Annotated in this window: 18 protein-coding genes; 8 read left to right on the forward strand and 10 right to left on the reverse strand. The window is 68.6% G+C overall.

Going from position 1 to position 16014, the window contains the following annotated elements; genetic code table 11:
* The first annotated feature begins 105 nt into the window (after positions 1 to 105).
* Positions 106 to 1056, forward strand: a complete 951-nt coding sequence (gene ubiA / locus ASF25_RS01365) for a 4-hydroxybenzoate octaprenyltransferase (RefSeq protein ID WP_244472857.1) — start codon at positions 106 to 108, stop codon at positions 1054 to 1056.
* 3 nt (positions 1057 to 1059) lie between these two features.
* On the opposite strand, the gene ASF25_RS01370 is transcribed toward ubiA, so the two are convergent.
* The gene (locus ASF25_RS01370; RefSeq protein ID WP_056166776.1) at positions 1060 to 1554 is read right to left on the reverse strand and encodes a DUF6101 family protein; all 495 of its coding nucleotides are present in this window, start codon (positions 1552 to 1554) and stop codon (positions 1060 to 1062) included.
* Between the two features lie 355 nt (positions 1555 to 1909).
* Between ASF25_RS01370 and ASF25_RS01375 the strand changes: the two genes are divergently transcribed.
* Positions 1910 to 2791 (forward strand): 3'(2'),5'-bisphosphate nucleotidase CysQ, encoded by an 882-nt coding sequence (locus ASF25_RS01375; protein WP_082478733.1) that lies wholly within the window; start codon positions 1910 to 1912, stop codon positions 2789 to 2791.
* 218 nt (positions 2792 to 3009) lie between these two features.
* On the opposite strand, the gene ASF25_RS01380 is transcribed toward ASF25_RS01375, so the two are convergent.
* Complete coding sequence (locus ASF25_RS01380) at positions 3010 to 3240, reverse strand: hypothetical protein (protein WP_056166770.1); 231 nt, start codon at positions 3238 to 3240, stop codon at positions 3010 to 3012.
* 192 nt (positions 3241 to 3432) lie between these two features.
* Positions 3433 to 3642, reverse strand: a complete 210-nt coding sequence (locus ASF25_RS01385) for a cold-shock protein (RefSeq protein WP_055956856.1) — start codon at positions 3640 to 3642, stop codon at positions 3433 to 3435.
* 470 nt (positions 3643 to 4112) lie between these two features.
* Between ASF25_RS01385 and ASF25_RS01390 the strand changes: the two genes are divergently transcribed.
* Positions 4113 to 4499 carry a hypothetical protein gene (locus ASF25_RS01390; RefSeq protein ID WP_056302808.1) on the forward strand — a complete coding sequence of 129 codons (387 nt, stop codon included), beginning with the start codon at positions 4113 to 4115 and terminating at the stop codon, positions 4497 to 4499.
* 8 nt (positions 4500 to 4507) lie between these two features.
* On the opposite strand, the gene ASF25_RS01395 is transcribed toward ASF25_RS01390, so the two are convergent.
* The 3 genes from ASF25_RS01395 to ASF25_RS01405 form a co-directional block, all read right to left on the reverse strand.
* A complete protein-coding gene (locus ASF25_RS01395) occupies positions 4508 to 4726 on the reverse strand; it encodes a hypothetical protein (RefSeq protein WP_056166762.1) in 219 nt (72 codons plus the stop codon).
* Between the two features lie 107 nt (positions 4727 to 4833).
* Entirely contained in the window at positions 4834 to 5121 is a 288-nt protein-coding gene (locus ASF25_RS01400) for a hypothetical protein (protein ID WP_056263620.1), read from the reverse strand.
* 455 nt (positions 5122 to 5576) lie between these two features.
* Positions 5577 to 6779 (reverse strand): pyridoxal phosphate-dependent aminotransferase, encoded by a 1203-nt coding sequence (locus ASF25_RS01405; protein WP_056263617.1) that lies wholly within the window; start codon positions 6777 to 6779, stop codon positions 5577 to 5579.
* Positions 6780 to 6915: 136 nt separating this feature from the next.
* On the opposite strand from ASF25_RS01405, the gene ASF25_RS22435 reads away from it, so the two are divergent.
* Both ASF25_RS22435 and ASF25_RS01410 read left to right on the forward strand, forming a co-directional pair.
* On the forward strand, positions 6916 to 7062 hold the full coding sequence (locus tag ASF25_RS22435) for a hypothetical protein (RefSeq protein ID WP_156368811.1): 147 nt from the start codon (positions 6916 to 6918) through the stop codon (positions 7060 to 7062).
* Positions 7062 to 7367, forward strand: a complete 306-nt coding sequence (locus ASF25_RS01410) for a helix-turn-helix transcriptional regulator (protein WP_056302810.1) — start codon at positions 7062 to 7064, stop codon at positions 7365 to 7367. Before ASF25_RS22435 ends, ASF25_RS01410 begins: the two co-directional genes overlap by 1 nt.
* Before the next feature lie 34 nt (positions 7368 to 7401).
* Here the strand turns inward: ASF25_RS01410 and ASF25_RS01415 are convergent, their stop codons facing one another.
* The 4 genes from ASF25_RS01415 to ASF25_RS01430 all read right to left on the reverse strand — a co-directional run bounded on the left by ASF25_RS01415 (position 7402) and on the right by ASF25_RS01430 (position 11362).
* A complete protein-coding gene (locus tag ASF25_RS01415) occupies positions 7402 to 8091 on the reverse strand; it encodes a class I SAM-dependent methyltransferase (RefSeq protein WP_056302811.1) in 690 nt (229 codons plus the stop codon).
* Between the two features lie 139 nt (positions 8092 to 8230).
* On the reverse strand, positions 8231 to 9637 hold the full coding sequence (gene cysN / locus ASF25_RS01420; RefSeq protein WP_056302813.1) for a sulfate adenylyltransferase subunit CysN: 1407 nt from the start codon (positions 9635 to 9637) through the stop codon (positions 8231 to 8233).
* Between the two features lies 1 nt (position 9638).
* Complete coding sequence (gene cysD, locus ASF25_RS01425; protein ID WP_056166742.1) at positions 9639 to 10568, reverse strand: sulfate adenylyltransferase subunit CysD; 930 nt, start codon at positions 10566 to 10568, stop codon at positions 9639 to 9641.
* Positions 10565 to 11362, reverse strand: a complete 798-nt coding sequence (locus ASF25_RS01430; RefSeq protein WP_056166739.1) for a phosphoadenylyl-sulfate reductase — start codon at positions 11360 to 11362, stop codon at positions 10565 to 10567. Before ASF25_RS01430 ends, cysD begins: the two co-directional genes overlap by 4 nt.
* Before the next feature lie 228 nt (positions 11363 to 11590).
* On the opposite strand from ASF25_RS01430, the gene ASF25_RS01435 reads away from it, so the two are divergent.
* From ASF25_RS01435 to ASF25_RS01445, 3 genes are all read left to right on the forward strand, one after another.
* Positions 11591 to 12097 carry an Lrp/AsnC family transcriptional regulator gene (locus tag ASF25_RS01435; protein WP_056166999.1) on the forward strand — a complete coding sequence of 169 codons (507 nt, stop codon included), beginning with the start codon at positions 11591 to 11593 and terminating at the stop codon, positions 12095 to 12097.
* 123 nt (positions 12098 to 12220) lie between these two features.
* The gene (locus tag ASF25_RS01440; protein ID WP_056302815.1) at positions 12221 to 13993 is read left to right on the forward strand and encodes a flavodoxin domain-containing protein; all 1773 of its coding nucleotides are present in this window, start codon (positions 12221 to 12223) and stop codon (positions 13991 to 13993) included.
* 212 nt (positions 13994 to 14205) lie between these two features.
* Complete coding sequence (locus ASF25_RS01445; RefSeq protein WP_056166734.1) at positions 14206 to 16002, forward strand: NADPH-dependent assimilatory sulfite reductase hemoprotein subunit; 1797 nt, start codon at positions 14206 to 14208, stop codon at positions 16000 to 16002.
* The last annotated feature ends 12 nt before the right edge of the window (positions 16003 to 16014 follow it).

Genomic DNA, 16014 nt, shown 5'->3' on the forward strand with positions numbered 1-16014 from the left:
GGCGCCTTTCCTGGCGACTTGCCCGGCGACTTGTCTCGTCGGGGCATTGCCCGCCATACGCCGCGGGATGATTGGCGTTCCCAGCACCCCCGGTCCCGCATGCGCGTGACCCGCTCCCCCCCATCCGAAGAACACCCCGTCGCCGATGCCGTCGCCGGGCATTGGGTCGACCGCTGGGCGCCGCGGCGGACGCGCCCCTACCTGCGCCTCGCCCGCATCGATCGCCCCATCGGCTGGTGGCTGCTGCTGCTGCCGTGCTGGTGGTCGGCGGCCCTGGCCGGCCTCGCCGCGGGCACGGCTCCGAACCCGCTCCACCTCGTCCTGTTCCTCGTGGGCGCCGTGGCCATGCGCGGCGCGGGCTCGACCTACAACGACATCGCCGACCGCGACCTCGACGCGCAGGTGGAGCGCACCCGCTCGCGCCCCCTTCCCTCCGGCCAGGTTCGGGCCCGGCACGCGGCGGCGTTCCTCGGTCTCCAGACCCTCGTCGGCCTGGCGGTGCTGCTGCAGTTCAACGCCGACGCCGTCCTGGTCGGCATCGCGTCGCTCCTGCCGGTGGCGATCTATCCGTTCATGAAGCGGGTGATGCCGATGCCCCAGCTCGTCCTCGGCCTCGCCTTCGCGTGGGGCGCGCTGATGGGGTGGGTGGCGGTGTTCGGCCGTCTCGATGCCCCAGCCTGGCTGCTCTACGCCGGCACCATCGCGTGGGTGGTGGGGTACGACACGATCTACGCGGTACAGGACATCGAGGACGACGCCATCGCGGGCATCCGCTCCTCGGCCCGCACCTTCGGACCGCGTCTGAAGCCGGCCATCGGTGCCTGCTACGCCGCCGCCGCGGGTTTCGTCGGGGTCGCCGCCTGGCGGGCGGGGGCCGGCCCCGTGGGGTTCCTCGGCGTCGCCGGGTTCGCCGCCCATCTCGGATGGCAGATCCGGCGCCTGGAAGCGGGAAACGGGCGCGGCGCCCTCATGCTGTTTCGATCGAACCGCGATGCGGGCCTGATCCTGTTCGCCGGTCTAGCGCTCGACGCGGGCCTGCGGGCCTGGACGGGATAAGGTTCAGCAGACGCCCCCGCAGGCGATCTCGCTCTCGCCGCGATGGATCAGCGGGCGCACCGGCAGCGAGCCGGTCTTGCGACGCACGAGGAAGCGCGGGCGGCGGCCGGAGAGCAGGCCGTGGCGGCGGCGGGTGCGGGTCAGGCCCAGCGCCACGGGGCCGATCTGACGCGACACGGCGGCGAGGCTGCCGTCCTCCTTCACGATCATCCGGGCCAGGCCGGACTTGCCGGCAACATCCCGCCACAGGGCCACCACCTCGTCCTCGCAGAACGGGCCGAGGCGACCGATGACGGCACTGTCCGCGCCGACGAGGAGGAGATCGAAGCGATCCTCGCCGCAGGTGTCGCTGGCGTCCTCCGAGAAGGCCAGGGCGACGCCGGTGGGCGCAAGCGCACCGGTGCGGCCGATCACCGGCAGACGGGCGGCGACGAAGGCGGGCAGGGCCTGAACGGTGGCGGCGTCGGCGGCGTGGTTCAGGTTGGCGACGGTGTTCATGCTTGCGAAAGTGTTCGTGCTTGCGAAAGTGTTCATGGCCCGGTGACCCTGTTGCTGGCAACGGCCTCTGCTGGACCGCCCGTCTATGACAAGCAGAATTGCGTCTAACCTCCTCCAGCGACCTTAAGAGTGAGCGTTAAGCGAATATGGACGCGGGCTTGATGCCAAGAATGCTCAACGGTTCCTTGCCGCGATATCCGAGATCCAAGCGTATCGACCTCTGCGCAGCAATCCTTGTGGCGGCCGACCCGGCACCCTACAACGGACGGGACGGCGCATCGGCCTGCCGCGTGGCATCCTCCCTGCTCCGTCCCCAACGCCTTTTTCGCCAGAACCCCGATCCGACAGGAGTCGCATGCCCGATACGAGCGTACCACCCGCCACGGGTGGACCGGATGCGGCCCACGCCCGAGGACCCGTCGAAGTCCGGGACGAGGTGCACGCCCTCGTGCCGGCCCTGCGCGACGCGATCCGCGAGGCGGCCGGCCTCGCGCTTCCGTTCTTCCGGGCGGGCGAGCAGACGGGCGCGCGGATCTGGTCGAAGGCCGGGGGCTCGCCGGTGACCGAGGCGGATGTCGCCGTCGATACGTTCCTGAAGATCCGCCTGAGCGCTCTGCTGCCGGCGGCGGCGTGGCTCTCCGAGGAGACGGCCGACGACGCGCTGCGCCTCAAGGCCGACCTCGTCTGGATCGTCGATCCCATCGACGGCACCCGGGCCTTCCTCACCGGGCACCCGGACTGGTCGATTTCCGTGGCGCTTCTGGCCGGCGGCCAGCCGGTGCTCGGCTTCGTCCATGCGCCCGTGAGCGGACATTTCTACGAGGCGGCGGCGGGCTTCGGGGCGACCCGCGACGGCGCGCCCCTCCGCGCCTCCGCGCAGGCGGCCCTCGCGGGCGCGCGCGTGACGGGCCCGAAACCGATGATGGAGCGCCTCGCACGCGGCGCGACCCAGGGCGGAGTGAAGCCGGATTTCGTCGTGGTCGAGCGCGTGCCATCCCTGGCCCTACGCGTCGCGCGGGTGGCCGACGGCTCCATTGATGTCGGACTGGTGTCGTCGGACGCCCGCGACTGGGATCTGGCGGGCGCCGACCTGCTCCTGCGCGAGGCCGGCGGTTCGGTGAGCGACCTGTCAGGCCGTCCCACGCCCTACAACCGCCCGGACCCGGTCCACGGGGCCCTCATCGCCCTGCCGGACGGCCTGCGGGCCGAGACGGTGGAAGCCCTGGCCCGCGGCTAGGGTCGTCGAGGGGCGCGACCCACGAGGGTCGCCACGACGCGGAAGGTCCGAGTCCGCGCTCGACACGACGATGCCCCCTCTGGAAGGAGAGGGGGTGTCCGGTCGTCTGGAGGTGGGTGGAGCGCCCGTCGGGAGCCGAGACGGGGGCGACCCGATCGGCGCCCGTTCGAACGCGGAAAACCGTTTCGCTCAGCGAAACCGGGTCCGCGCGCCGGTGCTCAAGCGTGCTCGCGCAGGGCCACGGCCTCGGGGGCCATGCCGAACCGCTCGGCGAGGTGCCAGCGCAGTTCGCGGGCCGAATGATAGTTGTAGGAGGTGTCGATGAGATGGCTCAGGTCGGTCGTCTTGGCGCCGCGCGTCGCGGCCTGCTTGAGACGGTCCACCCGGAAGGTCGCCGCGTCGGTGACGGGCGAACGGACGCTTCTGCGTCGGGTGTATTCGAACAACATGCTTTTTCTTGTGTACTTTCAGGTGTCGTGATGTGCGGGACCCCTTAACGGGTCCGGTATCGTCGCTTGGTGCTGCGGGGTGCCGGATCGAGCCATCGTTCCCATCCGGAACGCGTGATCGATGACCGACGGTGAACGGCTCTTCACGAGGACCGTTGGTGACGCCAGCCCCGAGGGCTGGCGCCGAGGGCGTCAGGCCGCCTGGAGGTTACCAGCCGAGTCCTTGCCGCTGCGCTTGTCCGTCTGGATCTCGTAAGAGATCTTCTGGCCCTCGATGAGGTTGCGCATGCCTGCACGCTCGACGGCGGAAATGTGGACGAAAACGTCCTTGCCGCCATCGTCAGGCTGAATGAAGCCGTAGCCCTTGGTCTCGTTGAACCACTTAACAGTGCCGGTATTCACGAATAGATCCTCGTATCGTTCGTCGATCTGGCCACCGGATCCTGGGGATACGGCAACGTAGATCCTCTTCAAAACGTCCTGACGGGGATCAGCAGGACGTGAAACGCTTGGGTGTACAAGCGCCCGGCTCACCGAAACCCGCTGATGAGATATGTAGTCGGTTCATGCGGCCGCAACAAGGCGTGCCGGCTCACGGATGCCTTCGAATGGCCTGCGGCAATGGCGCCGACCGCTGGGAATCCCGGGCGTCCCGGTGCATATAAGGGTTCGGGTCCAGGCAGTTAGTGTCCCTTTCCGAAACGCCTTCCGCTCCGCCGCGCCCAACGCGCGCACCGGTGGCGGACGGGGATTTTGTAAGGCACTCTTGAGCGCCGTCGATGCCCATCTCCGCCGCGTCCCGCCTCGCCCGTGGGAGTTTCGCGGACCGGAATGGGCGGGGGCGGTTCGGTGACGAGGCAGTTAGGCGGTTCATGGCGGGCATCTCGGTTTCCCTCGAAGGCGCGAACATCCAGCTTTCCTTCCAGAAGGACGACCAGGCGACGGCGGTGGTGATGGATGCGCGTGCCGCCCGCGCCCTGGTGCGGGCCGTCGGCCATCTCCTCACGGCCATCGACGAGCCGGACGACACCGACGGGCCGGAGGAGCTGGACGAGGACTTGGCGATGCTCGACGTGACCTCCTCGGCCATCGAGGTGGGGACGGACGAGCAGGGGCAGGCCGTGGTCGCCCTCCAGGCCGGGGCATTGCCGCCGTTCCAGCTGCGCCTGACGGACGAAGAGGCCCGCCACGTGGTGACGAGCCTCTCGGAAATCCTCAGTGCCCCGCGCGACGTGCGTACCTCGCACGGGGATCATTGAGCGGACGGTTACATCCGGACGCCGGGATCGGTCGGGCCACCGGGCAGGTAATCCGGCTCGGACCCCGGACCCGTCGGCTCGTCGATGCCCGGATCGTTGACCGGATAGGGCGTACGCGGACCGGTGGGGCCGATATCCGGCTGCTCGTCGGGCGGCGGGGGCGCCGGCAGGTCGCCCGGAATGCCGCCGGGCAAGGGTTCGGGGATCGGTAGGCCGGGGTTGGCCATGCGGACTCTCCTGCGATGGGAATGCGCTGACCAACACATGCCCCGGGCGGAGGGTTCCGGAAACGTGGTCGTCGCGGTCGCAGCGGCGCGCCCCTGCGGAAGTCCCGTCAGCGTTTGACGGCGGCCTTCTGCACCTTGGCCTTTTCGGGTGCGGTGCCGGCGAACAGTTCCGACAGGCGGCGCTGGTCGAGACCGCGGGTCACGTCCGCCGACGCGGCGGCCGGGCCCGCGACGGGCTTTCGCGCGTCGATTGAGCCGGTGGTCACCGGATCGGGAAGCGCCGCCACGGGCCGGGGCGCGGGCTCGCGCTGCAGGCGCATGGTCCAATGGGCGGCGGTGGAGAGCGCGGCGATGGCGAGGATCGCCTTGATGCCACCCGTGAGGAGGCGTCTCATTGTGGTCAGGCCCGAAGCTACGCGGTGGCACGCGACCGGTTCCCCGGCCTTGGAGCATCTTCACCCACGAGCGTTAACGAACGGCCCCGTCCAACCCGGCTCACCGTCCCGGATCGGGCCGCACACGGTCCCGGCGGCCAAACACCGGACGGGCAGCAACGGACGGAGCGGGACGCGGTGAAAAGGGTGGGCCTTGCGCCACGGCCGCGGTTCCTGTTCCCCGCATCCGTGACACGCCTGCCGCAACCCGGCCCACTAGGCCTCACAGGAACGGTGCAGAGAACTGGTCCGCACCGCCCCGTCACGACAGGCCCCGCCACCATGCGAGGCCCGAGCGGGTCCGCGAAACCATCGAACGCATCGGCGGCAGGGAGTGTCGATGTAGGCGCCGGGCCGGGAGCCGGCAATTGGTCCCCGCGCCGCAGGAGCCCCGGGCGCGGGTCGACCGACGATGGTTACCGCAACGAACCGCAGAACCGCTGGATGCGGGTGCACGCCTCTTCCAGGGCGGCGTTCGAGGTCGCATAGGAGATGCGCAGGTTCGGCCCGAGGCCGAAGGCCGAGCCGTGGACGGCGGCGACGCCCTCAGCCTGGAGCAGCTCGACCACGAAGTCCTCGTCGGTCTCGATGACCTTGCCGGACGGCGCCCTGCGCCCGATCGCCTCGGCGCAGGAGGGATAGACGTAGAACGCACCCTCGGGCGTCGGGCACTTCAACCCCTGGGTCTGGTTCAGCATCGACACCACGAGGTCGCGGCGCGCCTGGAACGCCGTGCGAAACTCGGCGAGGTGCGCCTGCGGCCCGTCGAGGGCCGCCACCGCCGCCCATTGCGAGATCGAGCAGGCGCCCGAGGTCTGCTGACCCTGGACGAAATCCATGGCCTTGATGAGTTTTTCCGGGCCGGCGGCGTAGCCGATGCGCCAGCCGGTCATGGCGTAGGCCTTCGAGACGCCGTTCATGGTGAGCGTGCGCTCGTAGAGATTCGGCTCGACCTGGGCCGGGGTGACGAATTCGAAATCGCCGTAGCAGAGGTGCTCGTACATGTCGTCGGTAAGGACCCAGACCTGGGGATGGCGCAGGAGCACGTCGGTGATCCGCTTCATCTCGTCCCGCGCATAGGCCGCCCCCGAGGGGTTCGACGGCGAGTTGAGGATGATCCACTTCGTTCTCGGGGTGATCACCCGCTCCAGCTCCTCCGGCTGGAGCTTGAAGTCGTGTTCCATGGTGGTCTCAGCGAAGACCGGCGTGCCGCCGCACAGGACCACCATCTCGGGGTACGAGACCCAGTAGGGACGCGGAATCACCACCTCGTCGCCGGGGTTCAGGGTGGCGAGCAGGGCGTTGTAGATCACGTGCTTGCCGCCGGTGCCGACGATGGTCTGCGACGCCTTGTAGTCGAGTCCGTTCTCGCGCTTGAACTTCGTCACGATGGCCTCGCGCAGGGGCACGATGCCGGAGACGGGCGTGTACTTCGTCTCCCCGCGAGCGATGGCCGCCACGGCCGCATCCTTGATGTGCTGGGGCGTGTCGAAATCCGGCTCTCCCACGGACAGGCTGATGACATCCATCCCGCCGGCTTTGAGCTCGCGCGCCTTCTGCGTCATCGCGATGGTCGCGGACGGTTTCACACGCGACAGGGCGTCGGCGAGAAAGCCCATGGGAGAACTCCGGTAGTTTTGCGCGGTTTTCGGACGGGCGGGACCGTAGTCGCCGTTCGAAAGCGGGGCAAGTTCACCGGGACCGCATTGCGCAATGCCATTTTTGATATAAGTTCATGGGCATAAGTTCATGGGCATGAGCTGGACAGTCGATGTCCTCGATGAGGGCGTTCTCGCGGACCGGCAAGCGCGTCGTGATCGTGGCCGCTTTCATGAAGAAGACCCAGAAAACACCGAGCGGTGGCTGGATCTGGCCGAAGAGCGAGCGAAAGGCGTGGTGTGATGGCGATTCCGTTCAAGACCATCCGCGAACGGTGGAATGCCGAGCCGGACTACCGGGCCGCGCGGGACGCAGTATCGCCGGTGATGGACCTGGCATTCGCCATGGCCGAGGCCCGTCATCGCGCGCGCCTCTCCCAGGCGGAAGTCGCCCAGCGTATCGGCACGTCCCAGGCCATGGTCGCGCGGTGGGAGAGTGGGAAATCCGCCCCCACAACAACCTCGCTCCGCCGCTTCGCCGACGCGACGGGTGCCACGTTGCATATCCGTCTCGAAAGCGCGTCTGCAGAAGACGCTCAGCCGGCCTGACGACAACGTCGGGAACTGCAAGGGGCTCGAAGTTTCACCCCTTGGTGAGAATCGCGATGGACTGCCCGAGCGGCTCGCCCGAAGGCCAGGGCGCGGTGTTGCCGTCGATGAACGCCACGTGCGCATAGCCGAGGCGCTGGGACCAGACGGTGATCTGGTTGCGCTCGATGAACTGGTTGAGGTGGGGCACCGTGCTGGCGCGTTGGGCCTGCACGGTCTTGTCGAACACCGCCCAATGGTCGGGGATGGCGAATTCGAGGAACGAGAGCACCACGCGGCCGCCGGGACGCAGGGCCCGGTGGGCATCCTCGAGGTAGAGGTAGGTCTCGGCGTGCAGGAGGTGGGTGAACACGCTGAAGGCGCACAGCACATCCACCGACGCCGCCTCGACGGGCAGGGACAGGGCGCGGTTGAGGACGAACCTGTAGGCCCGCGGCGTTCGCGACCGCGCGTAGTCGAGGAGGGCCGGCACCACGTCGAGGCCGAGATAGCCGACCGCGATCCGATCGGCGAGGGCCACGGCGAGGCGTCCGCTGCCACAGCCGAGATCGACCACCGCCATGCCGGGCTCCAAGCCGGCGTGCAGCAGGATCTCGCACTCGATGGCGCCGACGCTCGCGTACGAGCCGCCGACCGCCAGACTCATGGCCGTGTCGATGGGATGCTGCCGGATCAGGTCGGCGACGTGGCGCTCATAATCCTCGACGAAGTGAAATTTCGCCATTTTTCCTACAAACCGATCCTTTGATGGACGACGGGGTCAGCCGTGTCGCACATCGCCGCCGCGCCCGTCACCCTTCGACACGACAACGCCGCCGCCCCCGCAAGGGGACGGCGGCGCGAGGGCGGGTCGGGCTGAAGGATCAGCCGCCGAACAGGCGCTTGATGCCGGAGAGCAGGCCGCCGGACTTGACGGGTTCGAAGGGCTCGGATTCGGCGACGTTGGTCTCCGCCGGCTTCGGGGCGGAGGACGCCGCCTGGACGAGACCCAACGCCGCCGTATCCGTGGTCTCGCGGTCGATGAGGATGAAGCCGCCGGTGTCGCGGTTCTGCGCGTAGGCGTCCACCGGCACCGGCCGGTCGAGGGTCAGGGTGACGTCACCGATGTCGTTGGCGACGAGCCGGGTCACGGGCTCGGCCTGCCCCGTCTCGGGATCGAGGCGGCTGCGGATGGTGCTGACTACGGCGTTGACCGTGACGGTGCCGATCTTGGCGAGCAGGGTCGCGCCCTGGTTCAGCTCGGTCTCGGCGGCCCAGAACAGGCGGGCGTCGAGACTGTCGGTGACGCGGATCGGCGCGGAGGCCGCCGCGATGACGGCGCCGCGCGAGGCATCGACCTCGTCGGCCAGCACGAGGGTCACGGACTGGCCCTCCACCGCGTGCGGCAGGTCACCGTCGGCGGTGTAGATCCGGGCGATGGTGGAGGTGCGGTTCGAGGGTGCGATGACGACGCTGTCGCCGGGGGCGACGCAGCCGCTGGCGATGAGGCCGGCGAAGCCCCGGAACTCGGAGTTCGGCCGGTTGACCCACTGCACCGCCATGCGGAACGGCGCCGCCTGCTCCTCGACGCGCACGGGCACCTCTTCGAGGTACTGCAGCAGCGGCGTGCCCGTGTACCAGGGCACGGCGGCGCCCGGCAGCACGACGTTGTCGCCGTTCTTGGCCGAGAGCGGAATCGCCCGGACTTCGGTGAAGCCGAGGGGTGCCGCGAAGGCGTCGAACGCCTGGGTGATGGCCGCGAACTTGTCCTGCGACCAGCCGACGAGGTCCATCTTGTTGACGGCGAGGGCGACCCGCTTGATGCCCAGCAGCGAGACGAGGAGCGCGTGGCGGCGCGTCTGCCGGGTCAGACCCTGACGCGCATCGACGAGGATCACGGCCACGTCCGCCGTGGAAGCGCCGGTGGCCATGTTGCGGGTGTACTGCTCGTGGCCGGGGGTGTCGGCGACGATGAACGAGCGCTTGTCGGTGGAGAAGAACCGGTAGGCGACGTCGATGGTGATGCCCTGCTCGCGCTCGGCCTGGAGACCGTCGACGAGGAGCGCGAGGTCGATCTCGGCCCCTTGCGTCCCGTGCTTGCGCGAATCGCGCTGCAGGGCGGTGACCTGATCGTCGAAGATCTGCTTAGTGTCGTGCAGGAGCCGGCCGATCAGGGTCGACTTGCCGTCGTCCACCGAGCCGCAGGTGATGAAGCGCAGCACCTCCTTGCTCTGATGGGCGGCGAGGAAGCTGTCATAGCCGAAGGCCTCGGGCGATTGATGGATGGTCATCTTAGAAATAGCCCTCCTGCTTCTTGCGCTCCATGGCGCCGGACCCGTCCTTGTCGATGACCCGGCCCTGGCGTTCCGAGGTGCGGGCGGCCAGGGTCTCGCCGATGATCTCGGGCAGGGTCGCGGCGTCGCTCTCGACGGCGCCCGTGAGAGGATAATCCCCGAGCGTCCGGAAGCGGACGGAGATGTCCTTCGGGGTCTCGCCGGGCTCGAGGGGCAGGCGGTCGTCGTCGACGAGGATGAGCTGGCCGTCGCGCTCCACCACCGGGCGGGGCTTGGCGAAGTAGAGCGGCACGATCGGGATGTTTTCCTGCTCGATGTAGAGCCAGACGTCGAGCTCGGTCCAATTCGAGATCGGGAACACCCGCAGGGACTCGCCGCGCTTCTTGCGCAGGTTGTAGACGTGCCACGGCTCGGCGCGCTGGCGCTTGGGGTCCCAGCGGTGCTGGGCCGTACGGAGCGAGAAGATGCGCTCCTTGGCCCGGCTCGCCTCCTCGTCGCGGCGCGCGCCGCCGAAGGCCGCGTCGAACTTATGCTTGTCGAGCGCCTGCCGCAGCCCTTGCGTCTTCATCACGTCGGTGTGGACTTCCGACCCGTGGCTGATGGGACCGACGCCGCGCGCCAGACCCTCCTGATTCGTGTGGACGATGAGGTCGAGCCCCAGATCCTTGGCCCGCTGATCGCGAAACGCGATCATCTCCTTGAACTTCCACGTCGTGTCGATGTGCATCAGGGGAAACGGCAGGCGGCCGGGCGCGAACGCCTTCAGGGCCAGGTGCAGCAGCACCGAGGAATCCTTGCCGATGGAGTAGAGCATCACCGGGTTCTCCGTCTCGGCGACGGTCTCCCGCATGATGTGGATGCTCTCGGCCTCCAGGCGCTGCAGGTGGGTGAGGCGCTCGGCGCGGGTGGCTGCGAGGGCGGCGCTCATCGGGCCATCTCCGGGGCGTTCGTGTGGGTCGGGGTTTCGAATGCCGCCGGCTCCTGGCCAGGCTGAACGTCGGCCTCTGGGGCGTGGATGTGCAAACCGCATTCCTTCTTCGAGGCCTGCTCCCACCACCAGCGGCCGGCACGCTCGTCCTCGCCGACCTTGATGGCGCGGGTGCAGGGGGCGCAGCCGATGGAGGGAAAGCCGCGATCGTGCAGGACGTTGTAGGGGATGTAGTTGTCGGCCACGAACCGGTCGACATCCGTCCGGCTCCAATCAGCCAGGGGATTGATCTTGATGAGGTCGCGGGCCTCGTCGGCCTCGGCCAGCGGCGTGTCGGCCCGATTGGCCGATTGCCCGGCGCGCAGGCCCGTCAGCCACCCGGCGGCGCCCGCGAGCGCCCGCCCCAGGGGCTCGACCTTGCGGAAGCCGCAGCAGGCCTGCCGCGCGGACACCGACTGGCGAAAGCCGTTGATCCCCTCCTCCCGCACGAAACGCTCCTCGGCCTCGCGCTCCGGCGCGTAGGCCTGGATGCGGATGCCGTAGGCCGATTCGGTCTCGGTCCAGGTGTCGTAGGTCTCGGGGTAGAGCCGGCCGGTGTCGAGGGTGACGATCTCGGTACGACCCTTGTTCATCGCCAGCGCGTGCGTCAGGGCCTGATCCTCGATGCCGAGGCTCGTGGTGAAGACGAGGCGGCCCGGTACCGTCGCCTCGATGAGGGCGATGCGGCCCTTGAGATCGAGGCCGGCCATGCCGTCGGCGAGGGCGCGCGCCGCGTGTTCCAGGGGAAAGCTCATGACGGTGTTCGGAATGTCCGCTTGTCTGACGATTGAAATGTTCGCTATAACGAACGCTGTCAAGGCATCACAGCCTGCGTGCCGGACATCCCGGCCCTGTGGGCGGTGCGATCGGCCAACGGCCCGATCCCGTCATGGTTGCCTGACAAGGAAAGATCCTTCTCATAAGGGTCGTGCGCCGTGCTCGTCCGCACGCCGCGCCGATCCCGGAACCGACACGAGGCCACCTTGGATGCGATCGATCTGAAGATCCTCGGGCTGTTGCAGCACGACGCCACGCTCTCCATCGCCACCATCGGCGAGCGGGTCGGCCTGTCGCAGACCCCGTGCTGGAAGCGCATCCAGCGCCTGGAGGCCGATGGGGTCATCGACCGGCGCGTCGCCGTGCTCGATCCCGTGAAACTCGGCCTCGGCCTGACGGTGTTCGTCTCCATCGAGACCGCAGACCATTCCCGCGAGTGGCTGGAGCGCTTCGCCGAGACCGTCTCGGCCATGCCGGAGGTGCTGGAATTCTACCGCATGGCCGGGGATGTGGACTACATGCTGCGCGTCGTCGTGGCCGATATGCGCGCCTACGACACCTTCTATAAGCATCTCATCGCGACGCTGCCGTTGAAGAACGTGACATCGCGCTTCGCCATGGAGAAGGTGAAGTCCACCACCGCCCTGCCCCTGCCGGCTCCACCGGCCAGCGGACGCTTCGTGCCGACGCTGTCGGTGGTTGCGGGGGAATAGGCGCAAGAGAACGAACTTCTGTTTTGCGGCGCAACCGCAGGCAGCTCCTTCTACCGTGACGTCGTTCTGTAAAACGGACATTCCGTTGGCAGCGCGGCCGCTCAGGACGACATGGCTTTCCCAATGGCACGACACGCGATCCTCCCCCGCACGGCCCCGTTCGAAGACAAGGAACGGGCGAGCCTCGACGCCGTCCTGGGCGCCGCGACCCCGATCCAGCGGGCCTGGCTCGCCGGCTTCCTCGCGGGCCTCGACGCCGCGGGCGGCCAGCCCGCCGCCGCCGCGCCCGCCGCCCCCCCGAAGGCGGCCGAGCCCCTGACCATCCTGTTCGCCAGCGAATCCGGCAATTCGGAGAAGCTCGCGAGCGATGTCGCCAAACTCGCCCGCAAGAACGGGTTCAAGCCCAAGATCGTGGATTTCTTCGATCTCGACGTGGCGTCGCTCGCGAGCGAGAAGCACGTGGTGGCCATCGCGGCGACCTGGGGCGAGGGCGAGCCCCCGGCCCGGGCCATGCGGGCCTACGGCGAACTCATGGGGGACGGCGCGCCGCGCCTCGACGGCATCGATTTCGCCGTGCTGGCGCTCGGCGACACCTCCTACGCGGAGTTCTGCGCCATCGGGAAGGCGCTCGATGCCCGCTTCGAGGCGCTCGGCGCCAAGCGCGCATACGAGCGCGCCGACCTCGACCTCGACTTCGACAAGCCGGCCGCCGAGTGGATCAAGAACACCCTCAAGGCCCTGGCCCCGGCGCCGAGCGCCGACAACGTTGTGGCCGTCGACTTCGCCGCCCGCGCCGCCGAGGACGACGAGGAAGCCGAGCCGAGCCGCGAGCCCCGGGTGGTCGAGGTCGTCGACCACGTGAACCTGAACTCGTCGCGCTCCGACAAGGAGACGATCCACATCGCCCTCGAATTCGAGGACGGCGCGCCGGCCTACGAGCCGGGCGACAGCCTCGAGATCTACCCCGAGAACGACCCCGCCCTCGTGGACGAGATCCTGACCGCGACGGGGCTCTCCGGCGACGACGCCCTGCGCCGGGCGCTGCTCGCCGAGCGCGACATCACCACCCTGTCGGCCACCACGGTGGAGCGCTTCGCCAAGGCCACGGGCCATGCCGAGGCGCAGAAGCTCATCGACAGCGGCGAAGCCAAGGCCTGGATCGAGGGCCGCCACCTCATCGACCTCATCCAGAGCTTCCCGGCTAAGGTGACGGCCGAACACCTCAGCACCATCACCCGGCCCCTGCCGCCGCGCGCCTACTCTATCGCCTCATCGCGCAAGGAAGTCGGCGACGAGGTCCACCTCGTCATCGCCGCCGTACGCTATGAGACCCATGGCCGGGCCCGCTCCGGCGTCGCCTCGACCCATGTGGCCGACCGGGTGAAGAACGGCGCCAAGCTGCGGGTGAAGCTGAAGCCGAACCGCCACTTCCGCCTGCCGCAGGACCCCGCCACCGACATCATCATGGTCGGCCCCGGCACCGGCGTGGCGCCGTTCCGCGCCTTCGTGCAGGAGCGCCGCGCCGTGGAAGCTCCCGGACGCTCGTGGCTGTTTTTCGGCGACCGCCACTTCACCCACGACTTCCTCTATCAGCTCGAATGGCAGGACGCCCTCGAAGACGGGTCGCTCACGCAGATCGACGTCGCCTTCTCCCGCGACCAGCCGGAGAAGATCTACGTCCAGGACCGCATCGACCATCACGCCAAGGAGTTGGTGGCGTGGCTCGACGGCGGCGCCAGCTTCTACGTCTGCGGCGACGCCAACCGCATGGCCAAGGACGTGCGCAGCGCCGTCGTGCGCGCCTATCAGCAAGTGAAGGCCCTCACCCCGGCCGATGCCGAAGCGGCGGTCGCGGCCCTGGAGCGCGCCCACCGCTACCAGCAGGACGTCTACTGAGGATCACACCGTCGTTCCGGGCGCGACAGCGAGCCCGGAACCCAGAACCGCCGACGGAGCCGACTGAACCGCGACTTGTGTTTTTGGATTCCGGGTTCGCCTACGGCGCCCTGGAATGACGCGGCGGACAGCATCCGAGAGCACGACTCCACTGAGCGATCCGCGAGCGATGCGAGCCTCGCGATCGACACTGATTGTATCGGAATTCCGCCATGGCCGAGCAGACCCCTCCCCGCCTTTACGAGACCCCGCCGACCGACCGTCCCATCACCGAGGCGGAAGCCGCCCGGTCGGCCGGCCTCGCGCACAACGAGCACCTCAAGATCGCCTCCGGCTACCTGCGCGGGACCCTGGCCGACGGGCTCCTGAAGCACGCCACCGGCGCCATCTCGGAGGATGACGGCCAACTCGTGAAGTTCCACGGGATGTACATGCAGGACGACCGCGACATCCGCGCGGAACGGACCAAGAAGAAGCTCGAAAAGGCCTTCAGCTTCATGATCCGCCTGCGCATCGCCGGCGGCGTCGTCACACCGAAGCAGTGGCTGGCGCTGGACGAGATCGCCACGGTCTATGCGGGCGGGGCCTTGCGGGCGACGACGCGCCAGACCTTCCAGTATCATGGGGTCATCAAGTCGAACCTCAAGCGCACGATGGCGGCCATCGACGCGACGCTGCTCGACACCATCGCGGCCTGCGGCGACGTCAACCGCAACGTCATGTCGGCGACGAACCCGGCGCAGTCGGGCGCCCACAAGGTCGCGTACGATCTCGCCAAGAACATCTCGGATTCCCTGCTGCCGAAGACCAGCGCCTGGCGCGAGATCTGGCTCGACGGCGAGCGCGTGGTCGGCGGCGAGGACGCGGCCGAGATCGAACCCGTCTACGGCAAGACCTACCTGCCACGGAAGTTCAAGACCGTGATCGCGGTGCCGCCCTCTAACGAGGTCGACATCTTCGCCCACGACCTCGGCTTCATCGCGATCCTCGACAAGAAGGGGAAGGTCACGGGCTGGAACGTCACGGTCGGCGGCGGCATGGGCATGACCCACGGCGAGACCGACACGTTCCCGCGCACCGCCGATGTGATGTGCTTCGTCGCGCCCGAGGACGCCCTGAAGGCGGCCGAGGCCGTGATGACGGTGCAGCGCGACTGGGGCAACCGCAAGGTCCGCAAGAACGCCCGCCTGAAGTACACCATCGAGCGCTACGGGCTGGCCGCCTTCCGGGCCGAGGTGGAGAAGCGCGTCGGCAAGCCGCTGGCCGATCCGAAGCCCTTCACCTTCACGGGCAACGGCGACCGCTACGGCTGGACCGAGGGCGACGACGGCCGCCACCACCTGACGCTCTACGTCGCTTCCGGGCGGATCAAAGATTACGAGAACGGCCCGCAGCTGCTCACGGGCCTGCGCCGCATCGCCGAGATTCACGAGGGCGACTTCCGCCTCACCGGCAACCAGAACGTCATCATCGCCAACGTGCCGTCCGAGAAGCGTGCCGAGATCGAGGCCCTGGTCGACCAGCACGGCATGATGAAGGGCGCCAGTGCGCTCCGCCGCAACTCCATGGCCTGCGTGGCGCTGCCGACCTGCGGCCTCGCGCTGGCCGAGAGCGAGCGCTACCTGCCCGACCTGATGACCGAGCTCGAGACCAGCCTCGCGTCCCACGGATTGCAGGACGACGAGATCACCATCCGGATGACCGGCTGCCCCAACGGCTGCGCCCGGCCGTTCATCGCCGAGATCGGTCTCGTGGGTCGCGGTCCCGAGCGCTACCACCTCTATCTCGGGGCGGCCTTCGACGGCTCGCGCCTGGGCAAGCTCTACGGCGAGGACGTCACCGCCTCCGAGATCAAGACGATCCTCGATCCCCTGTTCGCGGCCTACGCGAATAACAAGCGGCCCGGCGAGCGCTTCGGCGACTACCTCATCCGCGACGGCTACGTGACGAAGACGGTCAACGGCCCGGATTTCCATGAGAAGATCGGCCCGCTGAAGAGCGCGGCCTGAGTTGCGGCGAGG

Origin of the sequence: Methylobacterium sp. Leaf100 (assembly GCF_001422845.1) — a bacterium.
Lineage (GTDB): Bacteria > Pseudomonadota > Alphaproteobacteria > Rhizobiales > Beijerinckiaceae > Methylobacterium.